This window comes from Nocardioides sp. NPDC127514 (assembly GCF_040302125.1).
In the GTDB taxonomy this organism is placed as follows: domain Bacteria; phylum Actinomycetota; class Actinomycetes; order Propionibacteriales; family Nocardioidaceae; genus Nocardioides.
Map to the genome: position 1 here is coordinate 105,863 of NZ_JBEORF010000022.1, position 21,595 is coordinate 127,457.

A 21,595-nucleotide genomic window follows, 5' to 3' on the forward strand; every position below is an offset into this window, starting at 1 on the left:
GCGACGGGAATGGTGACGGCGAGCGTCATCCCCAGAACGGTCCAGAAGCGGTCGTTGAAGGTGCCGAACCCGAGCAGCTCCATGCCCATCAGCAGCACGAACATGTGGATCGAGAAGATGCCGTAGGAGATCTCGCCCAGCGCGCTGGGCACCGGACCGGCCAGCCAGCGGCGTACCGGCCCGTCGAGCTCGGGCCCGAAGACCAGCGGGAAGATGACGCACACCGCGACCGCGCCGTAGAGCACGCACTTGAGCGCGGACTCGGCCGGCGTCGGCGCATCCACCAGCCCGATCGGGCCGGTGATGGGCGTGCAGGCCGCGACGAAGAGCCCCAGGGCCAGCAGCCACCATCCGGTCAGGTCGCGCGCGGCGGCGTCCAGCCGCGCGCGCATGCCCGGGTCGACCGAGCAGGCCGCGAGCGCGGTGCCGGCCAGGAACCACGGCAGGTACGCCGGCAGCCACTCGGCAGCGAACGGCTGGTCGAACCAGGTCCGGGCGCCGGCGGCGAAGGCCACGCCGCCGATCGAGAGCAGCAGGCAGACGACCAGCACACGGCGTACGTCCAGGCGGTCTCGCGGCGTCAGCAGCCGCACCACCAGCGGCAGCGCGAGGTAGAAGGCGACCTCGGTGCACAGGCTCCACATGTGCGCCAGGCCGTAGGCGTGCGTGTCCTGGGTGTAGATCTGGGTCAGGGTCAGGTTGGCGATCCAGCCGCCGACGCCGACGTCGGAGTTCGCCGGCGCGGCGATCAGGCAGACGGCCACGACGACCCAGTAGAGCGGCAGGATCCGCAGCGCGCGCTTCCACAGGTAGCGTCCGGTGCTCGGCGGCGGCGCTCCGGCGGCGCTGGCCGCGAACCACGGCCGGGCCAGCAGGAACCCGGAGACCACGAAGAAGAGCGCGACGCCGAGGTCGAAATGGGCGAGCATCGCCCCGGTCCAGCCCTGCGGGTAGCGGCCCGTGTGGAACCCGACGTGGGTCAGCACCACCATCAGCGCGCCGACGGCGCGCAGCGCGTCGAGCGTGAGGAACCGGCGATCCATCATCAGCCGTCCTCCTCGGGCCCTGAGATCGGGTCGCCGAACGGCACCACGCTGCCGACCTCGATGCCACCCAGGCAGGGCTTCGATCCCGGAGTCAGACTCTGGAGGCTGATGGTGTCGAAGCGTCCCTCGCCCGTACGCAGGTAGAGGCTGCGGAACCCGGGCGCGACATCCACGTCGTAGGAGTGGTCGCCTGCGGTCACGCGCATCCGGCCGGCGTCCTTTTCGGCAGCCACGTAGGCGACCCGGATCCACCATCCGGCGCCGTCGACGCCACCGTCCAGGCCCACCTCGAGCGGCGTCTGCCGCACCCGCAGCTTGCACTTGTCCAGGCTCGGTGTCGGGTCGACGGCGCCGACCGAGCGTCGCTCGGGCTCGACCAGCGCCGGCCGGATGTGACCGTCCTTGTCGACCAGGTAGAGATTGTCGGTGCTGGCCCGGGGGAACGCCATCTTGTCCGACAGCGGCCGGAGCACGCGGCTCACCTGGTTGTAGGGGTACGACGCGCCCCAGACCATCCACTCGGGCACTGGCCCGTCCGCCATCGGCAGCGGCTCCTCGACCTCGGCCAGGTCGGCGCGGACGGTGTCGACGTAGCGCCGGGTGTTGTCGTCGTCGTGCCAGCCCTGGACGTAGGAGTAGGACGAGAAGAGCCCCAGCGCGGCGACGACCGCGGTCGCCACCGCGACCCGTCGTGGGTTGTCGAGGAACGGTGACGTACGCGTCGGGGCGAGCGTCTCCACCGCCCCGCGCAACGGCAGCGTGGCCAGCGCGAGCGCCATCGCCGTGACCGCGATGGTGTCGGTGAGGTAGCGGTAGGCGAGCGCGATGTCGGCGCCGACCCCGCCGGCCCGGATGGCGGTGATCAGGGCGATGTCGATGACGAGGATGCCGCCGACCAGCCACCAGGCCCGCAGCGCGATCGAGCGGGTGCGGGCGAGCTCGAAGGTCAGCAGCGCCAGCACGCCGACGGCGAGCACCGAGACCACCGCGCCGGGCTCGGCCCAGCCGGCGGAGTTGCCCTCGATCCACTTCCACCGCAGCGGCCCACCGACCGCGCCGGGCGCCCACGACTCCAGCAGGAACCGCTGTGCGACCAGCGCGAACCCGTTGGCGTCGGAGCTGCCCGACGCCTTCGACGATCCCGCGCCCAGGGTGAGGTAGGCGATCACGGAGCCTATCGAGACGAACCCGTAGAGGAGCACACCGGGCAGGTAGCGGCCCAGGATCGTCCGCAGCCGGGTCAGGATGTCACCGGTCGCGAACCAGCCCAGCGCCAGCACGGCGTACGGCCAGAACAGGAGCATCGCCTTCTCGCCGAAGGCGATGGCCGCCAGGGTGATGAGGATCGTCAGCAGGGCCCAGCGGAACCGCCGCGTACGCAGGTAGTTGAGGTGTGCCCAGGATCCCCAGAAGATCGCGGCGAGGAACGGCAGCTGGGTGATCCCGGGGCCCCAGGACAGGAACGCCGGCAGGCTGATCGAGCTGAACAGGAACAGCGCCAACGGCGGCAGGATCCCGCGCCGCTTCCCGAACGCGGAGTAGAGGAAGACCAGCGCGCCCAGGTTCGCGATCGCCTGCAGCACGAGGAGCTCGACGGCGGGATAGGCCCAGGCGTACGGGTCGAGACCGAAGTTGTAGGCCGTCAGCGCGAACGCGCCCGGCATCAGGTGCCCGGCGAACCCGTGGAAGAGCAGGTCGGCCGAGAGGCCGTCGGACATCAGCTTCGACATGAAGTTGGCGTCGTCGAAGCGGTACCACGAGCCGCTCAGCGCCCAGGCGCGGAAGGCGAGCTGGGCCACGATCAGGGCGAGCGCGGTCGCCACGACATTCCGGGGAGTCGCGAGCAGGCCGTCGGCAGCGGGCGCGTCAGTAGGCCCGCCGGTGTGCCCGGCAGCGGTGGTGGTGGAGTGGGGGGAGGACACGAAGAGGAAGTGTCGCACAGCGGTTTGTGACCCGTTGCACACCGGACCGGGTATTGCTGCTACGGTTCGCGGATCGAGGGGGGAACTGAGGCCTTGGGAGGGGCAAAAACATGCGAAGAGTGATTGGTTACATCTTCTTGCTGGTCGGCGCGTTCGCGCTGGTCGCTGCCGCGGTAGCGGGCTTCTGGGGCCGGGACGCCGCGGCGACCGTGCCGCTCAACGTCAACACCACGACGGTCCTGGACGGCACCGCCAGCGGCGCGCTGGCCAAGTCGGATACCCCAGTTCCGGTGAAGTACACCCGGACCACCGAGGCGGCGCCGAAGGAGTCGACCGACGACGTCGTCGTCTTCGTCGAGGCCGGCTGCATCATGATCCAGGAGGGCGACACGCCTCCGTGCGCCCGCGCCGAGGACGACGACCGCGTGGTGACCACCACCGAACGCGCCTACGCCATGGACCGCAAGAGCTCCGAGGTCGTCGAGGACCAGGCCAAGTACGTCGGTGAGGACCGGGCCGTCGACGGCATGACCGGCCTGGCCGGCAAGTTCCCGTTCGAGACCGAGCGCCACGACTACGAGTACTGGGACGACACGCTCGGCACGACCGTCATCGCCACCTACGTCGACGACGTCGACGTCGAGGGCGTGAAGACCTACCAGTTCGAGGTCTCCGCCTCCGAGGACGACGCGTCGCTCTCGGCAGGAGAGGACGGGGTGAAGGACACCGAGGACGACATCCGGGGCACCTACGAGGCGACCCAGACGATCTTCGTCGAGCCGACCACCGGTTCCTACATCGACCAGAGCGCGACCCAGAAGATGGTCACCAGCACCGGCATGGTGCTGATCGACGCCGACATGAGCTACTCCGACGAGACCGTCTCCAACAACGCCGAGGACGCCAAGGACAACATCGCCCAGCTCAACCTGATCGGCACCTGGATCCCCGTCGGCGGCGTCGTCGCCGGCCTGGTCTTCCTGCTGATCGGCCTGTGGCTGGCGCTGCGCGGTCGCAAGCCCAACGGTGGCGCCCACGCCGCCGCGGACGACCGCACCCTGGTCGACGCCTGAGGCTCAGCACACGCCAGCATCGACGTTCGCGGGCCCGGGAGCTACCAGCTCCCGGGCCCGCGCTCGGCTTTTGTGAGCGGGTCTAGCCGCCCGCCAGGTCGGCGCCGAAGATCGCGGTCCCGGGGGTCAGCAGGCCGCGGGTGCGCGACCAGCCGCCCCAGACCCGCTCGTGGTCCTCGGGCCACTCGGGCTCGACCAGGTCGGTGATCCGGAACCCGGCACCGGCCAGCAACGAGACCCAGTCCCCGAGCGTGCGGTGGTGCTCGACGTACGACACCTTGCCGGTCTCGTCGTCGACCTCGACGTAGGGGGTGCGGTCCCAGTAGGACTGCGCCGCGATCAGGCCCTCGGGGCCGGGGTCGTCGGGGAACATCCACCGCGTCGGGTGAGTGATCGAGAACGCGAAGCGGCCGCCGGGCCGCAGGACGCGGGAGGTCTCCGCGAGCGCGTGGGCGATGTCGCTCACGAACTGCAGCGCGCCGAAGGAGCAGAAGACCACGTCGAAGGCGTCGCGCGCGAAGGGCAGGTCGGTCGCGGTGGCCTGCACGGCAGGCACGACCACGCCGGTCTGCTCGTCGAGGCGCCGGGAGTGCTGGAGCTGGCGGCCCGATAGGTCCAGGCCGATCGCGCGCCCGCCCTGGGTGTTCACCCACCGGGAGCACTGGCAGGCGCCGGAGCCGAGCTCGAGCACGTCCTTGCCGCTGATGTCGCCGAGGATGCCGAGATCGGCCTCGGTCAGGCCCTCCGGACCCCAGACGAACCCGGCCTCACCGAGGAACGGTCCGTGCGTGGCCTGGTACTCGTCGGCGTAGCGGTCCCAGTCGGGGCCGTTCGCGCGGCGCGACTCGGCTTCCCCGACCGTACGCCGCTCGGCTCTGACCACAGGGCCGGTCGTTCCGATGGTTTCGATCGCGCCGAAGGGATCGATGGGCGCCTCCGGTCGAACGACCGGGCTGATGGCTTGGTCCACGGCTACAGGGTATGCCCAGCGCGGTGACGTCGACAGTTGGACGGGGCCTGTGGCTGGAGCGTAGGCTAAGAAACTGCGTCTGAAGTCTGCCCGGGTCCCAGACCTAGTGGACCTTGGCTTGCTACCTCGACCGCCGGTTCACGCCGGGCGACGAAGCCTGTTTGTGCTGGTGCCGGCGAGGGGTGGCCGACCCGAGACTTGAGCCGTGTGTGACCCGACGATATCTGTCCACCCAAGGAAACCACCTCCCTTATGACGAGCACGCTCAACATTCCTCTTCCCGACTACGACGCGCCTCAGGTCGCGATCAACGACATCGGGTCGGAAGAGGACTTCCTCGCCGCGATCGACGAGACCATCAAGTACTTCAACGACGGCGACATCGTGGACGGTGTCATCGTCAAGGTCGACCGGGACGAGGTCCTGCTCGACATCGGTTACAAGACCGAAGGTGTCATCCCGTCGCGCGAGCTCTCGATCAAGCACGACGTCGACCCGTCCGAGGTTGTCGAGGTCGGCGACAAGGTCGAGGCCCTGGTGCTCCAGAAGGAGGACAAGGAAGGCCGCCTGATCCTGTCCAAGAAGCGCGCGCAGTACGAGCGCGCCTGGGGCACGATCGAGCAGGTCAAGGAGGAGGACGGCGTCGTCGAGGGCGCGGTCATCGAGGTCGTCAAGGGTGGTCTCATCCTGGACATCGGCCTGCGTGGCTTCCTCCCGGCCTCCCTCGTCGAGATGCGTCGCGTCCGCGACCTGCAGCCGTACGTGGGTCAGACCCTCGAGGCCAAGATCATCGAGCTCGACAAGAACCGCAACAACGTGGTCCTGTCGCGCCGTGCCTGGCTCGAGCAGACCCAGTCCGAGGTACGCCACGGCTTCCTGACCCAGCTCCAGAAGGGTCAGATCCGCAAGGGTGTCGTCTCCTCGATCGTCAACTTCGGTGCGTTCGTGGACCTCGGCGGCGTCGACGGTCTCGTCCACGTCTCGGAGCTGTCCTGGAAGCACATCGACCACCCGTCCGAGGTCGTCACCGTCGGTGACGAGGTCACCGTCGAGGTTCTCGACGTGGACATGGACCGCGAGCGTGTCTCCCTGTCGCTGAAGGCGACCCAGGAGGACCCGTGGCAGCACTTCGCCCGCACCCACCAGATCGGCCAGATCGTCCCGGGCAAGGTCACCAAGCTGGTGCCGTTCGGTTCGTTCGTCCGCGTCGAGGAGGGCATCGAGGGCCTGGTGCACATCTCCGAGCTGGCCGAGCGCCACGTGGAGATCCCCGAGCAGGTCGTCCAGGTCAACGACGACGTCATGGTCAAGATCATCGACATCGACCTCGAGCGTCGTCGCATCTCGCTCTCGCTCAAGCAGGCCAACGAGACGGTCACCTCGACCGACGTCGAGGAGTTCGACCCGACGCTCTACGGCATGCCGGCGACCTACGACGACCAGGGCAACTACATCTACCCCGAGGGCTTCGACCCGGAGACGGGCGAGTGGCTCGAGGGCTACGACGAGCAGCGCGCGAAGTGGGAGGAGCAGTACGCTCAGGCCCACGCTCGCTGGGAGGCCCACATCAAGCAGCAGCAGGAGGCCGCCGAGAAGGCTGCCGAGGCCGGCGAGGCCACCTCCTACTCCTCGGGTGGCTCGGTCGACGAGACCGTCTCCGAGGACGAGGGCGGCTCCCTCGCCTCCGACGAGGCGCTGCAGGCTCTCCGCGAGAAGCTGACCGGCGGTCAGTGAACGCGTGAGCTGAGACGACTGGAGCGAGGTCGAGCGGCGAGCTTGCTCGTCCGCTCGTGCCGAGCGAAGGAGTAACCGCGCGAAGCGCGGATGCTCTGAAAACGCACGAATGCCCGGCCCCTGTGGGGCCGGGCATTCGGGTTTTAGGGCCACCTGACGCCTGGCAGGCTGCTCTGCGGCTCGAAGGCCGGGTCGGTGGCGTGCGACCGGGGTGCGGTCTTGGGGCGGTCGCTGCGGACGGAGGCGAAGGTGGCGTACGCGGCGACGGCGAGCAGGGCGATGAGGACGATGAGTGCTGTGTTCATGGCAGTAATTCTTCGCTACCAGGTATTCCTGCCACATTGGCAGAAATGCCTAAGTTGCGCGATTTCCTGCCAACTGGCACCCTTCTGAGGTGCTTAGGAACGTCGCTGCGGTGATCTGGGACGGTGTCGCCCCCTTCGAGTTCGGTGCGGTCTGCGAGGCCTTCGCCATCGACCGGCGCGATGACGGGGTGCCGTTCCTCGAGTTCGGAGTGTGTGCGCCTACGGCGGGCATGGTGCGCACCAACCTCGGCTTCATGCTCGAGGCGCCGCACGGTCTGGAGCGGCTCGAGGAGGCAGACCTGATCGCGATCCCCGCCTTCGGTGGTCCCGACGGGTCGCTGCCTGAGGAGGTGCGGCAGGCCCTGTTGCGCGCTCACGCGCGCGGTGCCCGATTCCTCACCGCCTGCTCGGGCGCCTTCGCCCTGGGCGAGGCCGGCCTTCTCGACGGGATCGAGTGCACCACCCACTGGAAGTACGCCACCGAGCTCCAGCGCAGGTTCCCGGAGTCGAGGGTCGTCCCCGAGGTCCTCTACGTCGACACCGGCCAGATCGTCACCAGCGCCGGCACCGCCTCCGTGCTCGACGCCGCGCTGCACATCTGGCGCCAGGAGTACGGCGCCGCGGTCGCCTCGGCCGTCGCCCGGCGCATGGTCGTCCCGCCGCAGCGCGACGGGGGACAGGCACAGTTCATCTCCCACCCTGTGCCCGAGCCCGACGCGGAGACCCTGGGCCCGCTGCTGGCCTGGATCACGGCCCATCTCCACGAGGAGCTCGACGTGGACTCGCTGGCCCGGCAGGTGCTGATGTCGCCGCGTACGTTCGCCCGCAGGTTCCGTGCCGAGACCGGGGCGACGCCGTATGCCTGGATCACCGCCCAGCGGGTCCGCCGGGCCGAGGAGCTGCTGGAGCGTACCGACCGGTCGGTGGAGTGGATCGCGGGCGAGGTCGGCTTCGGCAACGCCGCGGCACTGCGACACCACTTCACGCGCGTGCGAGGGCTCTCCCCGCAGGCCTACCGGCGCCGGTTCGCCTGCAGCGACAGCCTCGACTCGGCCATGCCGGCCTAGGCGGCGTGAGGCGCCGACGGCGGTCCCATTAGGTTGGGGCCATGCGCGTAGGACTCACCGGCGGGATCGCCTCGGGGAAGAGCACGGTGTCGGAGCTGCTGGCCGGGTTCGGGGCGGTGATCGTGGACTCGGACAAGATCGCCCGGGAGGTCGTCGAGCCGGGCACACCGGGGCTCGCCCAGGTCGTGGCGGAGTTCGGGCCGTCGGTGCTGACCGAGTCCGGTGCGCTCGACCGGGCCAAGGTGGGGGAGATCGTCTTCGCCGACCAGGGTGCCCGCGAGCGGCTCAACGCGATCGTGCACCCGTTGGTCGGGGCGCGCTCCGCGGAGCTCGAGGGGGCGGGGCGGACGGCCGGCAAGCTGGTCGTCAACGACATCCCGCTGCTGGTCGAGGTCGGCTACGCCCCCTTCTTCGACGAGGTGATCGTCGTCGACGTACCGGTCGAGACCCAGGTCGAGCGGGCGATCGCGCGTGGGATGACCGAGATCGACGCCCGGGCCCGGATCGCCGCGCAGGCCAGTCGCGAGGATCGGCTCGCCGCGGCGACGTACGTCATCGACAACACCGGCACCCTCGACGACCTGCGGAAGCGGGTGCAGGAGATCTACGACGCACTCGCCGGTTCGTGAGATGAGTGGGGGTTGCTGACATACTCGGCCGCGTGACTGGGGGCAAGCACACCGATTCAGAGGATCAGCGGCGTCGGCCGAGGCGTTGGATGCGACCGGTGATCGCGGGTGCCGTGCTGGCCCTGGCGGCCGGTGCGGGCGCGGCAGCGGTGACCGTCGGCATGCCGACGAGGGTCGAGGACGAGCCGAACAGGCCGGCCAATGCCACCACGAGGACCGACGCGACCAAGGACACCACGCCGCTGGCCTGGGGTCCCACGCGCGGAGAGCTGGCGACCGCCCGCGAGCTGGTGTCGGGCTGGGACGAGGAGCAGCTCGCCGGACAGGTGATCGTCGGCCGCTACCACGGCACCGACCCGGCCAAGGCCGCCAAGATGGTGCGCAAGCTCCACCTCGCCGGCGTCAGCGTGACCGGCGAGAACGTCGTCGACGAGGCCCAGGTGCGCGAGACGACCGCCGCGGTCTCCCGTGCGGTGGCGGCTGATGGCCGCTCGTTCCCCGCGGTGATCGGCGTCGACCAGGAGGGTGGCGTCGTCTCCCACCTGCGCGGCGTGGCCACCGAGTTCCCCGAGTTCGCGCGCACCGGCGATGCCATCGAGGCGAAGCCGGGCAAGGGAGTCAAGGTGACGACCGAGGCGGCGCGGACGACGGCGCTCGAGCTGCGCGACCTGGGCTTCACCTGGGCGTTCGCGCCGGTCGCCGACGTGACTGTCGGCGCGGCCGATCCGACGATCGGCTCGCGTTCCCCGAGCGGGGACCCGAAGATCGCCGCGACGGCGGTCTCCGCGGCGGTGCAGGGCTACAACGCCGCCGGTCTGGTCTCCACCACCAAGCACTTCCCTGGGCACGGCGCGGTCACCGGTGACACCCACCTCGGGCTCCAGGAGCTCGACTTCGGGAAGAAGAAGCTCAAGCGCCGCGACCTGGTGCCGTTCGACGCCGCCGTGGATGCCGGCGCGCCGGCCGTCATGATCAGCCATGTCGACGTCAAGGCCGTGGCCCCCGGGAAGCCGGCCAGCATGGCGGCGCCCATCTACGACCTGCTCCGCAAGGACCTCGGCTTCGACGGCATCGCCGTCACCGACTCCTTGGGCATGGGCGCGGTCACGACCACCACCAAGAAGCCCTCGGTGGCCGCCCTCGAGGCCGGCGCCGACCTCCTGCTGATGCCGGCCAACTCCAAGGCCGCCCACCGCAGCGTCGTCAAGGCGCTGCGCTCCGGTCGCCTCGAGCGCTCGCTCGTCGAGGACGCCGCCGCGAAGGTCGTCGCCATGCAGCTGTGGCAGCAGCGCACCGCCGGTGCGGTGCCGGTTCCCGGTGACGTACGCCAGCAGGCGGAGCGGGCCTCCGCGGCTCTGTCCGAGGCAGCCTCGCAAGGCTGACGCCTCGCTGCGGCGGTTCGTGGCACCATCGACGCATGACGTTGGTGCTGCACGTCGACCTGGACCAGTTCATCGCGGCGGTGGAGGTGCTACGCCGGCCCGAGCTGGCTGGCCGGCCGGTGATCGTGGGTGGGCGCGGGGACCCGACCGAGCGGGCGGTGGTCTCGACGGCCTCCTATGAGGCTCGGGCGCACGGGGTGGGCTCAGGGATGCCGCTGCGGCTGGCGGTGCGGAAGTGCCCCGACGCGGTGCTGCTGCCGGTCGACCACGTGGCCTACGACGAGGCCTCCGCGGGTGTCATGGACACGCTGCGATCGCTGGAGTGGGGCGGCGTACCTGTCCTGGTCGAGGTCCTCGGCTGGGACGAGGCGTTCCTCGGGCCCGGCCCCGACCACGGCGACCTCGGCGATCCGGCGGCCTTCGCCCAGGACGTACGCGATCTCGTGCTCGAACGCACCCGGCTGCGCAGCGGCGTCGGTGTCGGCGACAACAAGCTGCAGGCGAAGCTCGCCACGGGGTTCGCCAAGCAGCGGGTCGACGGTGCCCTCGCGCGGGAGGCCGGTGCGGGCGGTCACGAGCCCGGGCCGGGCGGACAGCTGCGGGGGACCGGCGTCTACCGGATCACCCACCAGACCTGGGACGCCGAGATGGGTCACCGTCCGACCGACGCGCTGTGGGGGATCGGGGCGAAGACCGCGAAGCGGCTCGCCGGGCTCGGGATCGAGACGGTCGCCGACCTGGGAGCGGCCTCGGCGGAGCGTCTGGCTGCCGAGATCGGCCCCACGACCGGCCCCTGGCTGCGCCGTCTGGGCCGTGGCGCCGACACCAGCCCCGTGGACCCCTCGCCGTGGGTCGCGCGCGGCCACGGCCACGAGGAGACCTTCCAGCAGGACCTCGTCGAGTGGCCCGACATCGTCGCCGCGACCCGCCGCCTGTGCGGCGAGTGCCTCGTGGACGTGGTGAAGGAGGGTCGCCCGGTGACCAGGGTCGAGATCAAGGTGCGCCTCAAGCCGTTCTTCACCGTCACCCGCGGCCACAAGCTCCCCGAGCCCACCCTCGACCCCGACCGTCTCGCCGACGAGGCGGAGGCGCTCTTGGAGCGGGTCGAGAAGGACCGCCCGATCCGCCTGATCGGCGTACGTCTGGAGATGGCTCCGCCGCCCGGCGGCTACTGACCGCCGAGACGTCGCTCGCGCAGGCCGAAGCGTCACATACGCAGATCGAGTTGGCACTACAGTGCCAACTCGATCTGTGTAAGTGACGCCTCGGCTGTGGGTGGCTACGCCGCGAGGTCGGGGTCTGCGAAGCGGCGCAGCTTCTGCAGGGCCTCGCGCTCGAGCTGGCGTACGCGCTCGGCGGAGATGCCGTGCTTGACGCCGATGTCGGCGAGCTTGTGCTGACGGCCGTCGGTGAGCCCGTAGCGGGAGCGGACGATGTCGGCGGAACGCTCGTCGAGCTGGCCGACCAGCGAGTTGAGCCGCTCGCGCGACTCGACGTCGATGACGTCCATGTCGGGCGACGGCGAGGACTCCTGAGCCATCAGGTCACCCAGCGAGGTGTCGCCGTCCTCGTCTATCGGCGTGTCGAGCGAGACATGGTCACGACCCCAGGAGAGCAGGTCGAGGACGCGGTCGATGTCCATTCCGAGCTCGGCGGCGATCTCCTCCGGCTCCGGGTCACGGCCGAGCTGACGCTCCAGGGTGCGGCGGGCGCCGCCGACCTGGTTGAGCTCCTCGACGACGTGGACCGGGAGCCGGACCACACGCGCCTGCTGCGCGATGCCACGGGTGATCGCCTGACGCACCCACCACGTCGCGTACGTCGAGAACTTGTAGCCCTTGGTGTAGTCGAACTTCTCAACGGCCCGGATCAGGCCGGTGTTTCCTTCCTGGATCAGGTCGAGCATCGGCATCTGCGCGCGGCCGTACTTGCGCGCGATGGACACCACCAGTCGCAGGTTGGCGTTGATGAACTGACGGGTGGCGCGGTGGCCTTCCTCGGCTAGCCACTCCAGCTCGGCTCGGGTGGCTCCACCGGGTGCTTTCTTGCGGCCGACGCGGCCCTCGGCCAGCAGATGCTCGGCCATCAGGCCGGCCTCGATCGCCTTGGACAGCTCAACCTCTTTGGCAGCATCCAGGAGCTCGTTGCGGGCGATCTCGTCGAGATACAGCCCGACGCTGTCACGGCCCTCGATCTCTCGGGTGGCAGTGGCGGTGCGTGTCGCCATGGGAACCTCCTCACGGTGAGGTTTGTGGCCTCACGGTGGTTTCAACGCTTCGCCCCTCCCAGGTGTTCCCTGGTAGAGCGCCTGTCATCGAATCCGTCTTCGATCTCTTGTCCGGTTCGACGTACGCGGCGGGCGATAAGTTGCATCGCGAGGTGAATCTCAGGGGTTTCTCATGGAGTACCCCGAGAACCCCACAGATATGCCCTACGAAGAGGTCACCTGGTCGATCATCCAGGCAAGGCTGAACGCTCGGTCCTCCCACGCCTTGTAGCGCCCCGAGACTCCACCGTGTCCGGCCGCCATCTCCGTCTTCAGCAGTACGTCACCAGGATTCTCTGCCGTCGCGCGCAGCTTGGCGACCCATTTCGCGGGCTCGACGTAGAGCACGCGGGTGTCGTTGATGCTGGTCTCGGCCAGGATCGGCGGGTAGTGCTGCCGGGTGACGTTGGTGTAGGGGTCGTAGGAGGACATGTAGTCGTACGTCTCCTTGTCGGCCTCCGGGTTGCCCCACTCGTCGTACTCGGTGACGGTCAGCGGAAGCGTCGCGTCGAGCATCGTGGTCAGCGCGTCCACGAAAGGCACCGCGGCCACGATCGCGCCCACGGCGTCGGGCGCCTGGTTGGCGACCGCGCCCATCAGCAGTCCGCCGGCGCTGCCGCCCTCGGCGATGATCTGGCTGGGCGTCGACCAGCCCGTCTCGGCGAGGTGGCGCGCGCAGGCGATGTAGTCGGAGAAGGTGTTCTGCTTCTTGAGCATCTTCCCGTCGTCGTACCAGGCCCGGCCCATCTCGCCGCCGCCGCGGATGTGGGCGATCGCGAACCCGATCCCGCGGTCCAGCAGGCTCAGCCGGGCGATGGAGAAGTAGGGGTCCATGCTGGCCTCGTAGGAGCCGTAGGCGTAGAGCAGCACCGGGATCGGCCCGGTCTCGTGGAGCCCCTTCTTCGCCACGATCGAGATCGGCACCCGTACGCCGTCCTCGGCCGTCGCCCAGAGCCGGTGCTCCTCGTAGTCGTCGCGGTCGTAGCCACCGAGCACCGGGGCCTGCTTGAGCAGGGTCAGCTCGCGGCTGCGTACGTCGTAGTCGTAGACCGAGGCCGGGGTGCGCATCGTGGTGTAGCCGAGCCGCACGACCGGGGACCCGAAGGTGGGGTTGGAACCGGAGCCGATCGTGTAGAGCTCGTCGTCGAACTTCACCAGGTAGTCGTCGGCGACGCCGTTCTCGCCGAGCTCCAGGATGCGGAGCTGGGTCAGGCCCTCGCTGCGCTGGTGCACGACCAGGTGGCCGGCGAAGGCGTCGACGTCCTCCAGGCGTACGCCCTGGGTGTGCGGGACGAGCGGCTGCCACTCGGTCCGCGGGGTCGGGGCGATCGGCGCGGTGGCGATCTCGAAGTCCGGCCCCGAGGCGTTGTGGGTGACCAGGAAGACGTCCTCGCCGGCGATGGTGGCGTGCTCGATGGAGTATTCGACGCCCTCCTCGCGGGCGGCGAAGACCTGCCAGCCGGCGTCCGGGTCGTCGAGGTCGAGGAAGCGGTATTCGGCGGTGATCTTCGCGGCGGTGCCGATGAACATGAACCGGTCGGACTTGGTCCGTCCCACGCCGACCCAGAACCGGTCGTCGGTCTCGTGGAAGACCAGCTCGTCCTCGTCCTGGCTGGTGCCGAGGCGGTGGCACCAGATCTTGTCGGCACGCCAGGACTCGTCGGCGGTCGTGTAGTAGAGGTTGGCGGAGTCGCGGTCCCAGGTGGCGCCGCCGTGGACGTTGGTGAGCTCGTCGCTCAGCAGCTCGCCGGTGGTGAGGTCCTTGACGCGCACGGTGTAGCGCTCGTCGCCGGTCACGTCGGTCGCGTAGGCGAGCAGGGTGGTCGACGGGCTGACGGAGGATCCGCCGAGGCTGAAGAAGTCGTGGCCCTCGGCGAGAGCGTCGAGGTCGAGCAGCACCTCCTCACCGGGGAGCGCCGGCTGGTCGTGGGTGACGTCGGCCGGGGTCGGGGGAGTCCAGTCGTCTTCGTCGGCGACCTTCACCCGGCAGCTCGCGCCGTACTGCTTCCCCTCGAAGCTGCGGCCGTAGTACCAGTAGCCGCGCGACCGCGTCGGGACGCTCAGATCGGTCTCGAGCGTGCGCGCCTTGATCTCCTCGAAGATCTGGGTGCGCAGGTCGGCGAGGTGGTCGGTCTGCTCCTTGGTGTAGGCGTTCTCGGCCTCGATGTAGGCGATGACCTCGGGGTTCTCCTTCTCCCGGAGCCACTCGTAGTCATCGGTCCGGGTCAGGCCGTGGAACTGCTTGGACGAGGGCTTCTTGGGGGCGATCGGCCACGGGGTCGAGGAGAGGTCGGCAGACATGAACGAGACCCTATCCCCGCGACCCTGGAAGCCCCGAGCACGGCACCGACGCGCCGGTCGTATCGCGTCGCGCTATCGCACACCCTGGTCGTCTGGCGCGATACTGCACCCGCTCGCCGCGACGGCGAGATCGAGCCGGGGGAGGGGGCGTCAGGACTCGCTGAACGGCTGCAGGTCGGGGTCGTCGACGGCGTACGACCTCACCGGACCGGCAGGAGTCTCGGCGGTCTCGAAGCGCACGGTCACGACACCGCGCCCCGAGCCCCAGACCCAGCCGCGGCCCATCTCGGCGTGGACGACGTCCATCCCGGCCGCCCAGGACGGCCGCCGCACCGGCTCGGGCAGCGGGAGGTCGGGCTCGGTGTCCTCCTCGGTGTCGTCGCCGAAGAGGTCCTCCTGGATCCAGTCGGCGAGTCCGGAGACGCCGACCCCGAGAAGGCGTACGCCCCCGGCTGTCTCGCCGGCGGTGAAGAGCTCGCCGAGCAGGGTCCTGGCCAGGCGGGCGATGGTGCCGGGCTGGTCGGTCGGCGCCGGCAGGGTCGCGGAGCGGTTGATCGTGGTGAAGTCGTAGAGCCGGACCTTGATCGTGATCGTGCGGCCCGAGAGCCCGTTCTTCTTCAGCCGGGCGGCGACCTCGCCGGCCTGCCGGGTGAGGATCTGCTCCATGAGCGGCCGGTCGGTCAGGTCGGTGTCGTAGGTGCCCTCCACGCTGACCGACTTGGTCTCGCGCTCGGGCTCGACGCGGCGGTCGTCCTGGGCTCTTGCCAGCTTGTAGAGGTTGGTGCCGTGGGACTTGCCCACCAGGCGTACGAGCTCCTCGACGCTGACCTGCTCCAGATCGGCCACCGTGTGGATGCCCGCGCGGCGCAGGCGCTCGGCGGTGGCGGGGCCGACGCCGGGGATGACCTTGACGTTCATCGGGCGGAGCAGGTCGAGCTCGGTGCCGGGAGGCACCACGACCAGGCCGTCGGGCTTGTCGAGGTCGCTGGCGATCTTCGCGATGAACTTCGAGCTGGCCAGTCCGACGCTGGCGGTGAGGCCGCCGGTGACCTCGGCGACCTCCTCGCGGATCCTTGACGCGGTCGCGGTCACCGTCTCGACCTCGAGGTCGGGGAGGTCGGCAGCGGCGAGGTCGACGAAGGCCTCGTCGAGCGAGAGCGGCTCGACCAGCGGCGAGAGGTCGCGCAGGATCCCGAAGACCTGCTCGCTGACCTTCTTATAGGCATGGAAGCGGGGGTAGAGGAAGGCGGCGTGCCCGCACAGCGCGCGGGCCTCGCGGGTCGACATCGCCGAGCGGACGCCGAAGGTCCTGGCCTCGTAGGAGGCGGTGCTGACCACGCCGCGTCCGCCGATGCCGCCCACGACCACCGGCTTGCCGCGCAGGGACGGTTTGTCGCGCTGCTCGACCGAGGCGAAGAACGCGTCGAGGTCGAGGTGCATCACCGACGCCTGCGCTCTCATGGTGGCAACCTATCTGGCAGCGGGGACAGTCTGGCCCGGGCCGCTGACCATCCACAGGCGAGGTTGGGGAGGCGGTTGTCCACAGGCACGGTTATTGGCGCCGAAACTGTCGGTGGGTCGCGGGGAGTGTGGTCCGCATGACCACGAAACTCTCCATCGCCCGTCCCGAGGACGTTCTGGCGGCAGTCCCTGTCCTGCTCGGCTTCCAGCCCGAGAAGTCGATCGTCATGCTGACCTTCGGCGGTGAGCATCAGGTCCACGGCCGGATCGACCTACCTCCGCCGGACGAGGTCGAGGGCTGCCTGGACAGCCTGCTCCTGCCCGCCGTCCGCCACCAGGTGCGTGGTGTCTTGCTCGTCCTCTACGACAGTGGCCCGCGATTCGGGGTGAAGATCGCCCGCCGTCTCGCCGAGCGGCTCGCCGAGTGCGAGATCGACCTGATCGGGTGCCTGCGGGTGCAGGACGGCCGGTGGTTCGACCCGCTCGGGTTCCACGGTGTTTCCGAGGACGGCGTGCCCTTCGATGTCGGGGCGCATCCGTTCCGCGCGCAGGCGGTCTACGACGGACATCTGGTGCGCCGCTCGCGCACCGAGCTGGCCGCCTCGATCGCCGCGGTGCCCGAGGCCGTCGCCGAGACCGAGGCGGCGCTGGAGCAGGCGACGTCGATGAAGATCTACGAGGTCGGCCGGCTGGTCGACGACGCGGTCGCCGGGACGATGCTGTCAGCCGCCCAGATCGCCTCCCTGCTGCTCGCGCTGCGTGACCCGCAGCGGCGTGACGCCGCCTGGGGCGGGATGACCCGGGAGGAGGCCAGGGCCCACGTGCGTCTGTGGACCGATGTCGTACGCCGCAGCCCCGACGACCATGTCGCCCACCCGGCCGCCGTGCTGGCCTTCGCCGCCTGGCTGGGTGGTGACGGCGCGCTTGCCTGGTGTGCGCTCGACAGGTGCTTCGCGAGCGAGCGTCACCACGGTCTCGGGGTGCTGGTCGCGCAGATGCTCGAGGGTGCCGTTCCTCCGACGGCCTGGGAGGAGGCGCTCCGGACGGGGCATCCGGCCTAGTCGTTGCGGTAGCGCAGCCGCTTCCACCGGCGACTGAGCCCCGAGCGTGGGTCGACCCACGCGTTGCGGGTCACCACGACGTACGTCAGGGGTGCCCCGATCTCCCGGAACGCAGCCCGGGCGGCGGCGAGCCAGCGGAGGTCGACGTCCTCGATCCCCAGCTCGCCGGCCCGAGTCAGCCACACGATCGGATCCGGCGCGCCGACCCGGCGGCGCATGCTGTGGATGATGTCGGTGCGCAGCCAGTGGTCGGTGGGCTCATCCTCGCGATGCGCGTGGGCGACCTCCTTGCCGCCCGGGATGCCGAGGTGGACGAGCGCCAGGAACGAGCGCCGGTGCTCGGTGGCGGTGTGGTCGAGCACAGCACGTCGCAACCGCTTCTCGAGCACAGGCGAGAGCGGCTCGTGCAGTCCTTCGATGGACGTCTCGGACAGAGTGGGCATGGTGGCCATGGGCCTAGCGTGCAACGGACGCCGGAATCCCGCGACCGTCTTTCCACAGGCCCGGACCTCAGGTGCGGCGCGACGTCCTGGGGTTCGCCCGCCGGCTCATAGCCCCGCTTCGATGATCCGGGCGGATGCTGCGGCACCATCCGCTCCGGCGTACGCCTGCTGCACCTCCGAGGCGGCGGCGCGGATGCCCGGATCATCGAGGACACGACGCACGGCGTCGACGAACGCGGGTGACCCGACGCGTTTCGGCGATACCGCGATCGCGTTCCCGCGCCGTTCGCACATCCGCACGTGCCAGGTCTGCTCCGGCTGCAACCCCATACCGACGAAAGGGATACCGGTGGCACAAGCCGTCTGGATCGTGCCTTGTCCGCCATGCAGCACAGCCGCGTCGACCAAGCCGCCGAGCCGGTGCGCCGGCAGCAGTCCGGTCACGTGAACATTCGGCGGAAGCGTCTCGCCAGCGCCCAGGTAGTGGGAGATCGGGGCGATCACGTTCACGGGAAGCGTGCCGAGCGCGTGGGCCGCAGCGACGGCGAGCCGACGGTTCGCCGAGGATCCCAGGCCGAGGTAGACCAGCGGCCGTGATGCGGCCGCCAGCTCCTCGACGATCGACGGCATCGGCGCCTCGATGTGGGCGAAGATCGGGCCGACTCGCTCGAAGCCATCCGGCAGCGTGAAGCCCTCGAGCTCCCAGGGCATCTCGGTGATCAAGTTGCGATCAGCGGTGAGGAGCGAGGAGATGGTCCGCATCGGAGGCACGCCGTTCGCGATTGCCACGGTCGTGAACGAGCGTGGGGCGAGCGGGGCTTTGGTATAGATCCAGCGAAACGCGGCGGTGGCCATTCGATCCATGAATCGCGCGGTGCGCCCCCTTCCCTCCACGAGGAACAGCTGCCGTGCCTGGCGCACCTGCGGCTCGGTCAGTGCGAACGGGACCGGGTAGTAGAGAGGTACGCCTTCGGCACGGGCGGAGATGTAGGACGTCAGGTTTGAGCCGGTCGCGACGGCCGAGGCGCCCTGCTCACGGATGACCTGCCGCTCGATCGAGACGCGGTCGGCGACCACCCGCTCGGTGAAGGGGTTCTTCAACGTCTTGCCCTGATCGAACGCGATCAGCTGCTCGCGTTGCTGGCGCGTGAACGCGGGAGTCTGCGAGATGTAGGCGAAGCCAGCATCGCGGATGAGGTCGACGTAGTCGTCCTCGTAGCCCATGAACACGGCACGGTGGCTCGGACTCAACGCTTGAGCGACCTGGATCATTCGGGTGGTCTCGGCCAGGTTGAAGGTCACCGGACAGAACAGCACGGTCGCCATCGAAACGTCCCTCCTGGACCCGGGCGGTCTCACGCCCGGTGTGCCGACTGCACGAAACCGTATCGCTCTCCGGCGGCTGCCTTCGGCTTCGACCGCGTGTTGCTTTTCTGGATGAGGCAGGATGTCCCTTATGCCTTCTCTCCACATCACCGGCGACGAGGCCGCCGACAAGCTGCTCTCCGAGGATCCGTTCGCGCTGCTGCTGGGTATGGCCCTGGATCAGCAGTATCGGATGGAGGATGCGTTCAAGGGAGGTCACAAGCTGGTGACCCGCCTTGGCCATCTGGACCCCGCCAAGATCGCCGAGATGGACCCCGAGGAGTTCAAGACGATCGCCTCGACGCCGCCCGCGATCCACCGGTTCCCCGGCTCGATGTCGGCGAAGGTGCAGGGGATCGCGACCATCGTCACCAACGAGTACGGCGGCGACGTCACCCGGCTGTGGACCGAGGCCACCAGCGGCAAGGACCTGCTCAAGCGGGTTCAGGCGCTCCCGGGCTTCGGGAAGCAGAAGGCGCAGATCTTCGTCTCCCTGCTGGCCAAGCAGCTGGGAGTGCGGCCCGATGGCTGGCAGGAGGCCGTCGGTGACTACGCGCTCGATGGTTACCGTTCTGTGGCTGACGTCGTCGACGTTGCGTCGTTGCAGAAGGTACGTGACTACAAACAGCAGAAGAAAGCCGCAGCCAAAGCAGCCGGATGAGTTGCTGGGGGACATAATGCCCCGGATGGGGAATGTTCACCACCATCGTGGCAGAATGAATCTGCGGCTCTTGACGACCCCGGGCCCTGCCGCGCCCAAACCCAGTTTTTGATAAGTCTCGACCAAGTTCGACGGAGAGGTGTTCGTGTCCTCGAACGCGCGCAAGATACCCGCTGAGGTACTCGCCCACCCTGCCGTGAAGGCGCTGATCGACCAGGCCAAGCCAACCGGACGGGTCAGTCCCGACCAGGTCCGCCAGGCCAGCGAGGATGCCGCGGTCGAGCCCAGGCACCTCAAGGCACTGCTCGGTCACCTGAGCACGCTCGGCATCTCGGTGGACCTCGGCACCGCCGTCACCGGCCGTGCCGCGGCGGCGACTACCTCGACCCGCAAGACGACCACGGCCAAGGCACCGGCGAAGAAGGCCGCCGCCAAGAAGGCGGCGGCTGCGCCCGCGAAGCCTGCCACCGAGGTCGCGGCGAAGAAGGCCGATGAGCCCGAGCCGAAGAAGACGACCGAGATCGACGAGGACGGCGAGGAGATCGTCCTCGAGGACGTCGAGGTCGATGTCGACGACATCGAGGTCGACGACACCGACACCGACGACGAGACCCCGGTCGTCCAGCTCGGTCCCGACGGCAAGAAGATCCTTCCCGACATCCCCGACGAGCAGTTCGAGAAGGATGTCGCCGCCGATCCCACGATCAAGGAAGACGAGAAGGAGGCCTCGAAGCAGAGCTTCGTCGTCTCCACCTCCGACGACACCGACGAGCCCGAGCAGACCGTCATGGTCGCCGGCGCGACCGCCGACCCGGTCAAGGACTACCTCAAGCAGATCGGCAAGGTCCCGCTGCTCAACGCCGAGATGGAGGTCGAGCTCGCCAAGCGGATCGAGGCCGGCCTCTTCGCGGAGGAAAAGCTCGGCAAGGGCGGCAAGATCACCCCGAAGATCCTCGATGAGCTCGAGTGGATCGCCGAGGACGGCAAGCGCGCCAAGAACCACCTCCTCGAGGCCAACCTCCGACTCGTCGTCTCGCTCGCCAAGCGCTACACCGGTCGCGGCATGCTCTTCCTGGACCTGATCCAGGAGGGCAACCTGGGTCTGATCCGTGCGGTCGAGAAGTTCGACTACACCAAGGGCTACAAGTTCTCGACGTACGCCACCTGGTGGATCCGTCAGGCGATCACCCGCGCCATGGCCGACCAGGCCCGCACCATCCGTATCCCGGTGCACATGGTCGAGGTCATCAACAAGCTCGCGCGCGTCCAGCGCCAGATGCTCCAGGACCTGGGCCGCGAGCCCACCCCGGAGGAGCTGGCCAAGGAGCTCGACATGACCCCGGAGAAGGTCATCGAGGTCCAGAAGTACGGCCGTGAGCCGATCTCGCTCCACACCCCGCTGGGTGAGGACGGCGACTCCGAGTTCGGCGACCTGATCGAGGACTCCGAGGCGATCGTCCCGGCCGACGCGGTCTCCTTCACGCTCCTCCAGGAGCAGCTGCACGCGGTGCTCGACACGCTCTCCGAGCGTGAGGCCGGCGTCGTGAGCATGCGCTTCGGCCTGACCGACGGTCAGCCGAAGACTTTAGACGAGATCGGCAAGGTCTACGGGGTCACCCGCGAGCGCATCCGCCAGATCGAGTCCAAGACGATGTCGAAGCTGCGACACCCGTCCCGATCGCAGGTTCTGCGCGACTATCTCGACTGAATCTGGCTAAGATCTCCTCGAACGCCTTCCCGGACTTCTGGGAGGGCGTTCGCCATTTCCCGCAGACGCGGGACGCCGAGAATGCAGTTGTGGGCGGCGAAGGTCTACCTTCGTCGCCCACAACAGCAGAATGAGGGACTCGGTGGTCGTGGGCGAGGACGAACCAGAGGCTGACGTCGGTGTGCGGATCCGGGCGGTCGG

At 69.2% G+C, this 21,595-nt stretch carries 17 protein-coding genes and 1 pseudogene; 9 read left to right on the plus strand and 9 right to left on the minus strand.

From position 1 onward, the window contains the following. Positions 1–2 precede the first annotated feature (2 nt). Together ABTX24_RS18440 and ABTX24_RS18445 are read right to left on the minus strand one after the other, a co-directional pair. A pseudogene (locus ABTX24_RS18440) lies at positions 3–1,046 on the minus strand (acyltransferase family protein); the annotation flags it as partial. Further along, positions 1,046–2,968: a hypothetical protein gene (locus tag ABTX24_RS18445; RefSeq protein ID WP_350841557.1), complete on the minus strand. Its 1,923-nt coding sequence runs from the start codon at positions 2,966–2,968 to the stop codon at positions 1,046–1,048. The gene ABTX24_RS18445 and the pseudogene ABTX24_RS18440, both read right to left, overlap by 1 nt. Before the next feature lie 110 nt (positions 2,969–3,078). On the opposite strand from ABTX24_RS18445, the gene pgfA reads away from it, so the two are divergent. Continuing rightward, positions 3,079–4,041, plus strand: a complete 963-nt coding sequence (gene pgfA / locus ABTX24_RS18450; RefSeq protein WP_350841559.1) for a cell envelope lipid trafficking protein PgfA — start codon at positions 3,079–3,081, stop codon at positions 4,039–4,041. A gap of 82 nt (positions 4,042–4,123) precedes the next feature. Here the strand turns inward: pgfA and ABTX24_RS18455 are convergent, their stop codons facing one another. Next, on the minus strand, positions 4,124–5,011 hold the full coding sequence (locus ABTX24_RS18455) for a class I SAM-dependent methyltransferase (protein ID WP_350841561.1): 888 nt from the start codon (positions 5,009–5,011) through the stop codon (positions 4,124–4,126). A gap of 252 nt (positions 5,012–5,263) precedes the next feature. Here ABTX24_RS18455 and rpsA point away from each other — a divergent pair, with 252 nt between their 5' ends. Then, a complete protein-coding gene (gene rpsA, locus ABTX24_RS18460) occupies positions 5,264–6,745 on the plus strand; it encodes a 30S ribosomal protein S1 (RefSeq protein WP_008361841.1) in 1,482 nt (493 codons plus the stop codon). 143 nt (positions 6,746–6,888) lie between these two features. On the opposite strand, the gene ABTX24_RS18465 is transcribed toward rpsA, so the two are convergent. After that, complete coding sequence (locus tag ABTX24_RS18465) at positions 6,889–7,050, minus strand: hypothetical protein (protein ID WP_160024262.1); 162 nt, start codon at positions 7,048–7,050, stop codon at positions 6,889–6,891. A gap of 89 nt (positions 7,051–7,139) precedes the next feature. On the opposite strand from ABTX24_RS18465, the gene ABTX24_RS18470 reads away from it, so the two are divergent. The 4 genes from ABTX24_RS18470 (at position 7,140) to ABTX24_RS18485 (ending at position 11,303) form a co-directional block, all read left to right on the plus strand. Beyond that, the gene (locus tag ABTX24_RS18470; RefSeq protein WP_160024261.1) at positions 7,140–8,117 is read left to right on the plus strand and encodes a helix-turn-helix domain-containing protein; all 978 of its coding nucleotides are present in this window, start codon (positions 7,140–7,142) and stop codon (positions 8,115–8,117) included. Between the two features lie 41 nt (positions 8,118–8,158). Continuing rightward, positions 8,159–8,746 (plus strand): dephospho-CoA kinase, encoded by a 588-nt coding sequence (gene coaE / locus ABTX24_RS18475; protein ID WP_350841563.1) that lies wholly within the window; start codon positions 8,159–8,161, stop codon positions 8,744–8,746. A gap of 89 nt (positions 8,747–8,835) precedes the next feature. Next, positions 8,836–10,128: a glycoside hydrolase family 3 N-terminal domain-containing protein gene (locus ABTX24_RS18480; protein WP_350841565.1), complete on the plus strand. Its 1,293-nt coding sequence runs from the start codon at positions 8,836–8,838 to the stop codon at positions 10,126–10,128. A 35-nt stretch (positions 10,129–10,163) separates the two neighbouring features. Next, a complete protein-coding gene (locus tag ABTX24_RS18485) occupies positions 10,164–11,303 on the plus strand; it encodes a DNA polymerase IV (protein ID WP_350841567.1) in 1,140 nt (379 codons plus the stop codon). A gap of 104 nt (positions 11,304–11,407) precedes the next feature. Here the strand turns inward: ABTX24_RS18485 and ABTX24_RS18490 are convergent, their stop codons facing one another. From ABTX24_RS18490 to ABTX24_RS18500, 3 genes are all read right to left on the minus strand, one after another. Next, positions 11,408–12,355, minus strand: coding sequence for a sigma-70 family RNA polymerase sigma factor (locus ABTX24_RS18490; protein WP_160024257.1), 948 nt, complete (start codon positions 12,353–12,355; stop codon positions 11,408–11,410). 204 nt (positions 12,356–12,559) lie between these two features. Then, positions 12,560–14,695 carry a S9 family peptidase gene (locus tag ABTX24_RS18495; protein ID WP_350841569.1) on the minus strand — a complete coding sequence of 712 codons (2,136 nt, stop codon included), beginning with the start codon at positions 14,693–14,695 and terminating at the stop codon, positions 12,560–12,562. Positions 14,696–14,845: 150 nt separating this feature from the next. Next, on the minus strand, positions 14,846–16,156 hold the full coding sequence (locus ABTX24_RS18500) for a DNA polymerase IV (protein ID WP_350841571.1): 1,311 nt from the start codon (positions 16,154–16,156) through the stop codon (positions 14,846–14,848). A 137-nt stretch (positions 16,157–16,293) separates the two neighbouring features. On the opposite strand from ABTX24_RS18500, the gene ABTX24_RS18505 reads away from it, so the two are divergent. After that, positions 16,294–17,217: a DUF4192 domain-containing protein gene (locus ABTX24_RS18505; RefSeq protein WP_350841573.1), complete on the plus strand. Its 924-nt coding sequence runs from the start codon at positions 16,294–16,296 to the stop codon at positions 17,215–17,217. Here ABTX24_RS18505 and ABTX24_RS18510 read toward each other — a convergent pair. Together ABTX24_RS18510 and ABTX24_RS18515 are read right to left on the minus strand one after the other, a co-directional pair. Beyond that, complete coding sequence (locus ABTX24_RS18510) at positions 17,214–17,669, minus strand: hypothetical protein (RefSeq protein WP_350841574.1); 456 nt, start codon at positions 17,667–17,669, stop codon at positions 17,214–17,216. The two genes, ABTX24_RS18505 and ABTX24_RS18510, sit on opposite strands and share 4 nt — an antisense overlap. A 96-nt stretch (positions 17,670–17,765) precedes the next feature. Next, on the minus strand, positions 17,766–19,157 hold the full coding sequence (locus ABTX24_RS18515; RefSeq protein ID WP_350841576.1) for a glycosyltransferase: 1,392 nt from the start codon (positions 19,155–19,157) through the stop codon (positions 17,766–17,768). On the opposite strand from ABTX24_RS18515, the gene ABTX24_RS18520 reads away from it, so the two are divergent. Together ABTX24_RS18520 and ABTX24_RS18525 are read left to right on the plus strand one after the other, a co-directional pair. Further along, positions 19,108–19,686: an HhH-GPD-type base excision DNA repair protein gene (locus ABTX24_RS18520; protein ID WP_160024252.1), complete on the plus strand. Its 579-nt coding sequence runs from the start codon at positions 19,108–19,110 to the stop codon at positions 19,684–19,686. The two genes, ABTX24_RS18515 and ABTX24_RS18520, sit on opposite strands and share 50 nt — an antisense overlap. A 334-nt stretch (positions 19,687–20,020) precedes the next feature. Next, on the plus strand, positions 20,021–21,394 hold the full coding sequence (locus ABTX24_RS18525; protein WP_502890399.1) for an RNA polymerase sigma factor: 1,374 nt from the start codon (positions 20,021–20,023) through the stop codon (positions 21,392–21,394). The last annotated feature ends 201 nt before the right edge of the window (positions 21,395–21,595 follow it).

What these genes read in the sequence shown, in the direction of transcription:
- pgfA (WP_350841559.1), top strand. Translation starts at nt 3,079, where the DNA reads ATGCGAAGAGTGATTGGTTACATCTTCTTGCTGGTCGGCGCGTTCGCG.
- rpsA (WP_008361841.1), top strand. Translation starts at nt 5,264, where the DNA reads ATGACGAGCACGCTCAACATTCCTCTTCCCGACTACGACGCGCCTCAG.
- ABTX24_RS18465 (WP_160024262.1), bottom strand. Translation starts at nt 7,050, where the DNA reads ATGAACACAGCACTCATCGTCCTCATCGCCCTGCTCGCCGTCGCCGCG.
- coaE (WP_350841563.1), top strand. Translation starts at nt 8,159, where the DNA reads ATGCGCGTAGGACTCACCGGCGGGATCGCCTCGGGGAAGAGCACGGTG.
- ABTX24_RS18480 (WP_350841565.1), top strand. Translation starts at nt 8,836, where the DNA reads ATGCGACCGGTGATCGCGGGTGCCGTGCTGGCCCTGGCGGCCGGTGCG.
- ABTX24_RS18485 (WP_350841567.1), top strand. Translation starts at nt 10,164, where the DNA reads ATGACGTTGGTGCTGCACGTCGACCTGGACCAGTTCATCGCGGCGGTG.
- ABTX24_RS18490 (WP_160024257.1), bottom strand. Translation starts at nt 12,355, where the DNA reads ATGGCGACACGCACCGCCACTGCCACCCGAGAGATCGAGGGCCGTGAC.
- ABTX24_RS18495 (WP_350841569.1), bottom strand. Translation starts at nt 14,695, where the DNA reads ATGTCTGCCGACCTCTCCTCGACCCCGTGGCCGATCGCCCCCAAGAAG.
- ABTX24_RS18500 (WP_350841571.1), bottom strand. Translation starts at nt 16,156, where the DNA reads ATGAGAGCGCAGGCGTCGGTGATGCACCTCGACCTCGACGCGTTCTTC.
- ABTX24_RS18505 (WP_350841573.1), top strand. Translation starts at nt 16,294, where the DNA reads ATGACCACGAAACTCTCCATCGCCCGTCCCGAGGACGTTCTGGCGGCA.
- ABTX24_RS18510 (WP_350841574.1), bottom strand. Translation starts at nt 17,669, where the DNA reads ATGGCCACCATGCCCACTCTGTCCGAGACGTCCATCGAAGGACTGCAC.
- ABTX24_RS18520 (WP_160024252.1), top strand. Translation starts at nt 19,108, where the DNA reads ATGTCCCTTATGCCTTCTCTCCACATCACCGGCGACGAGGCCGCCGAC.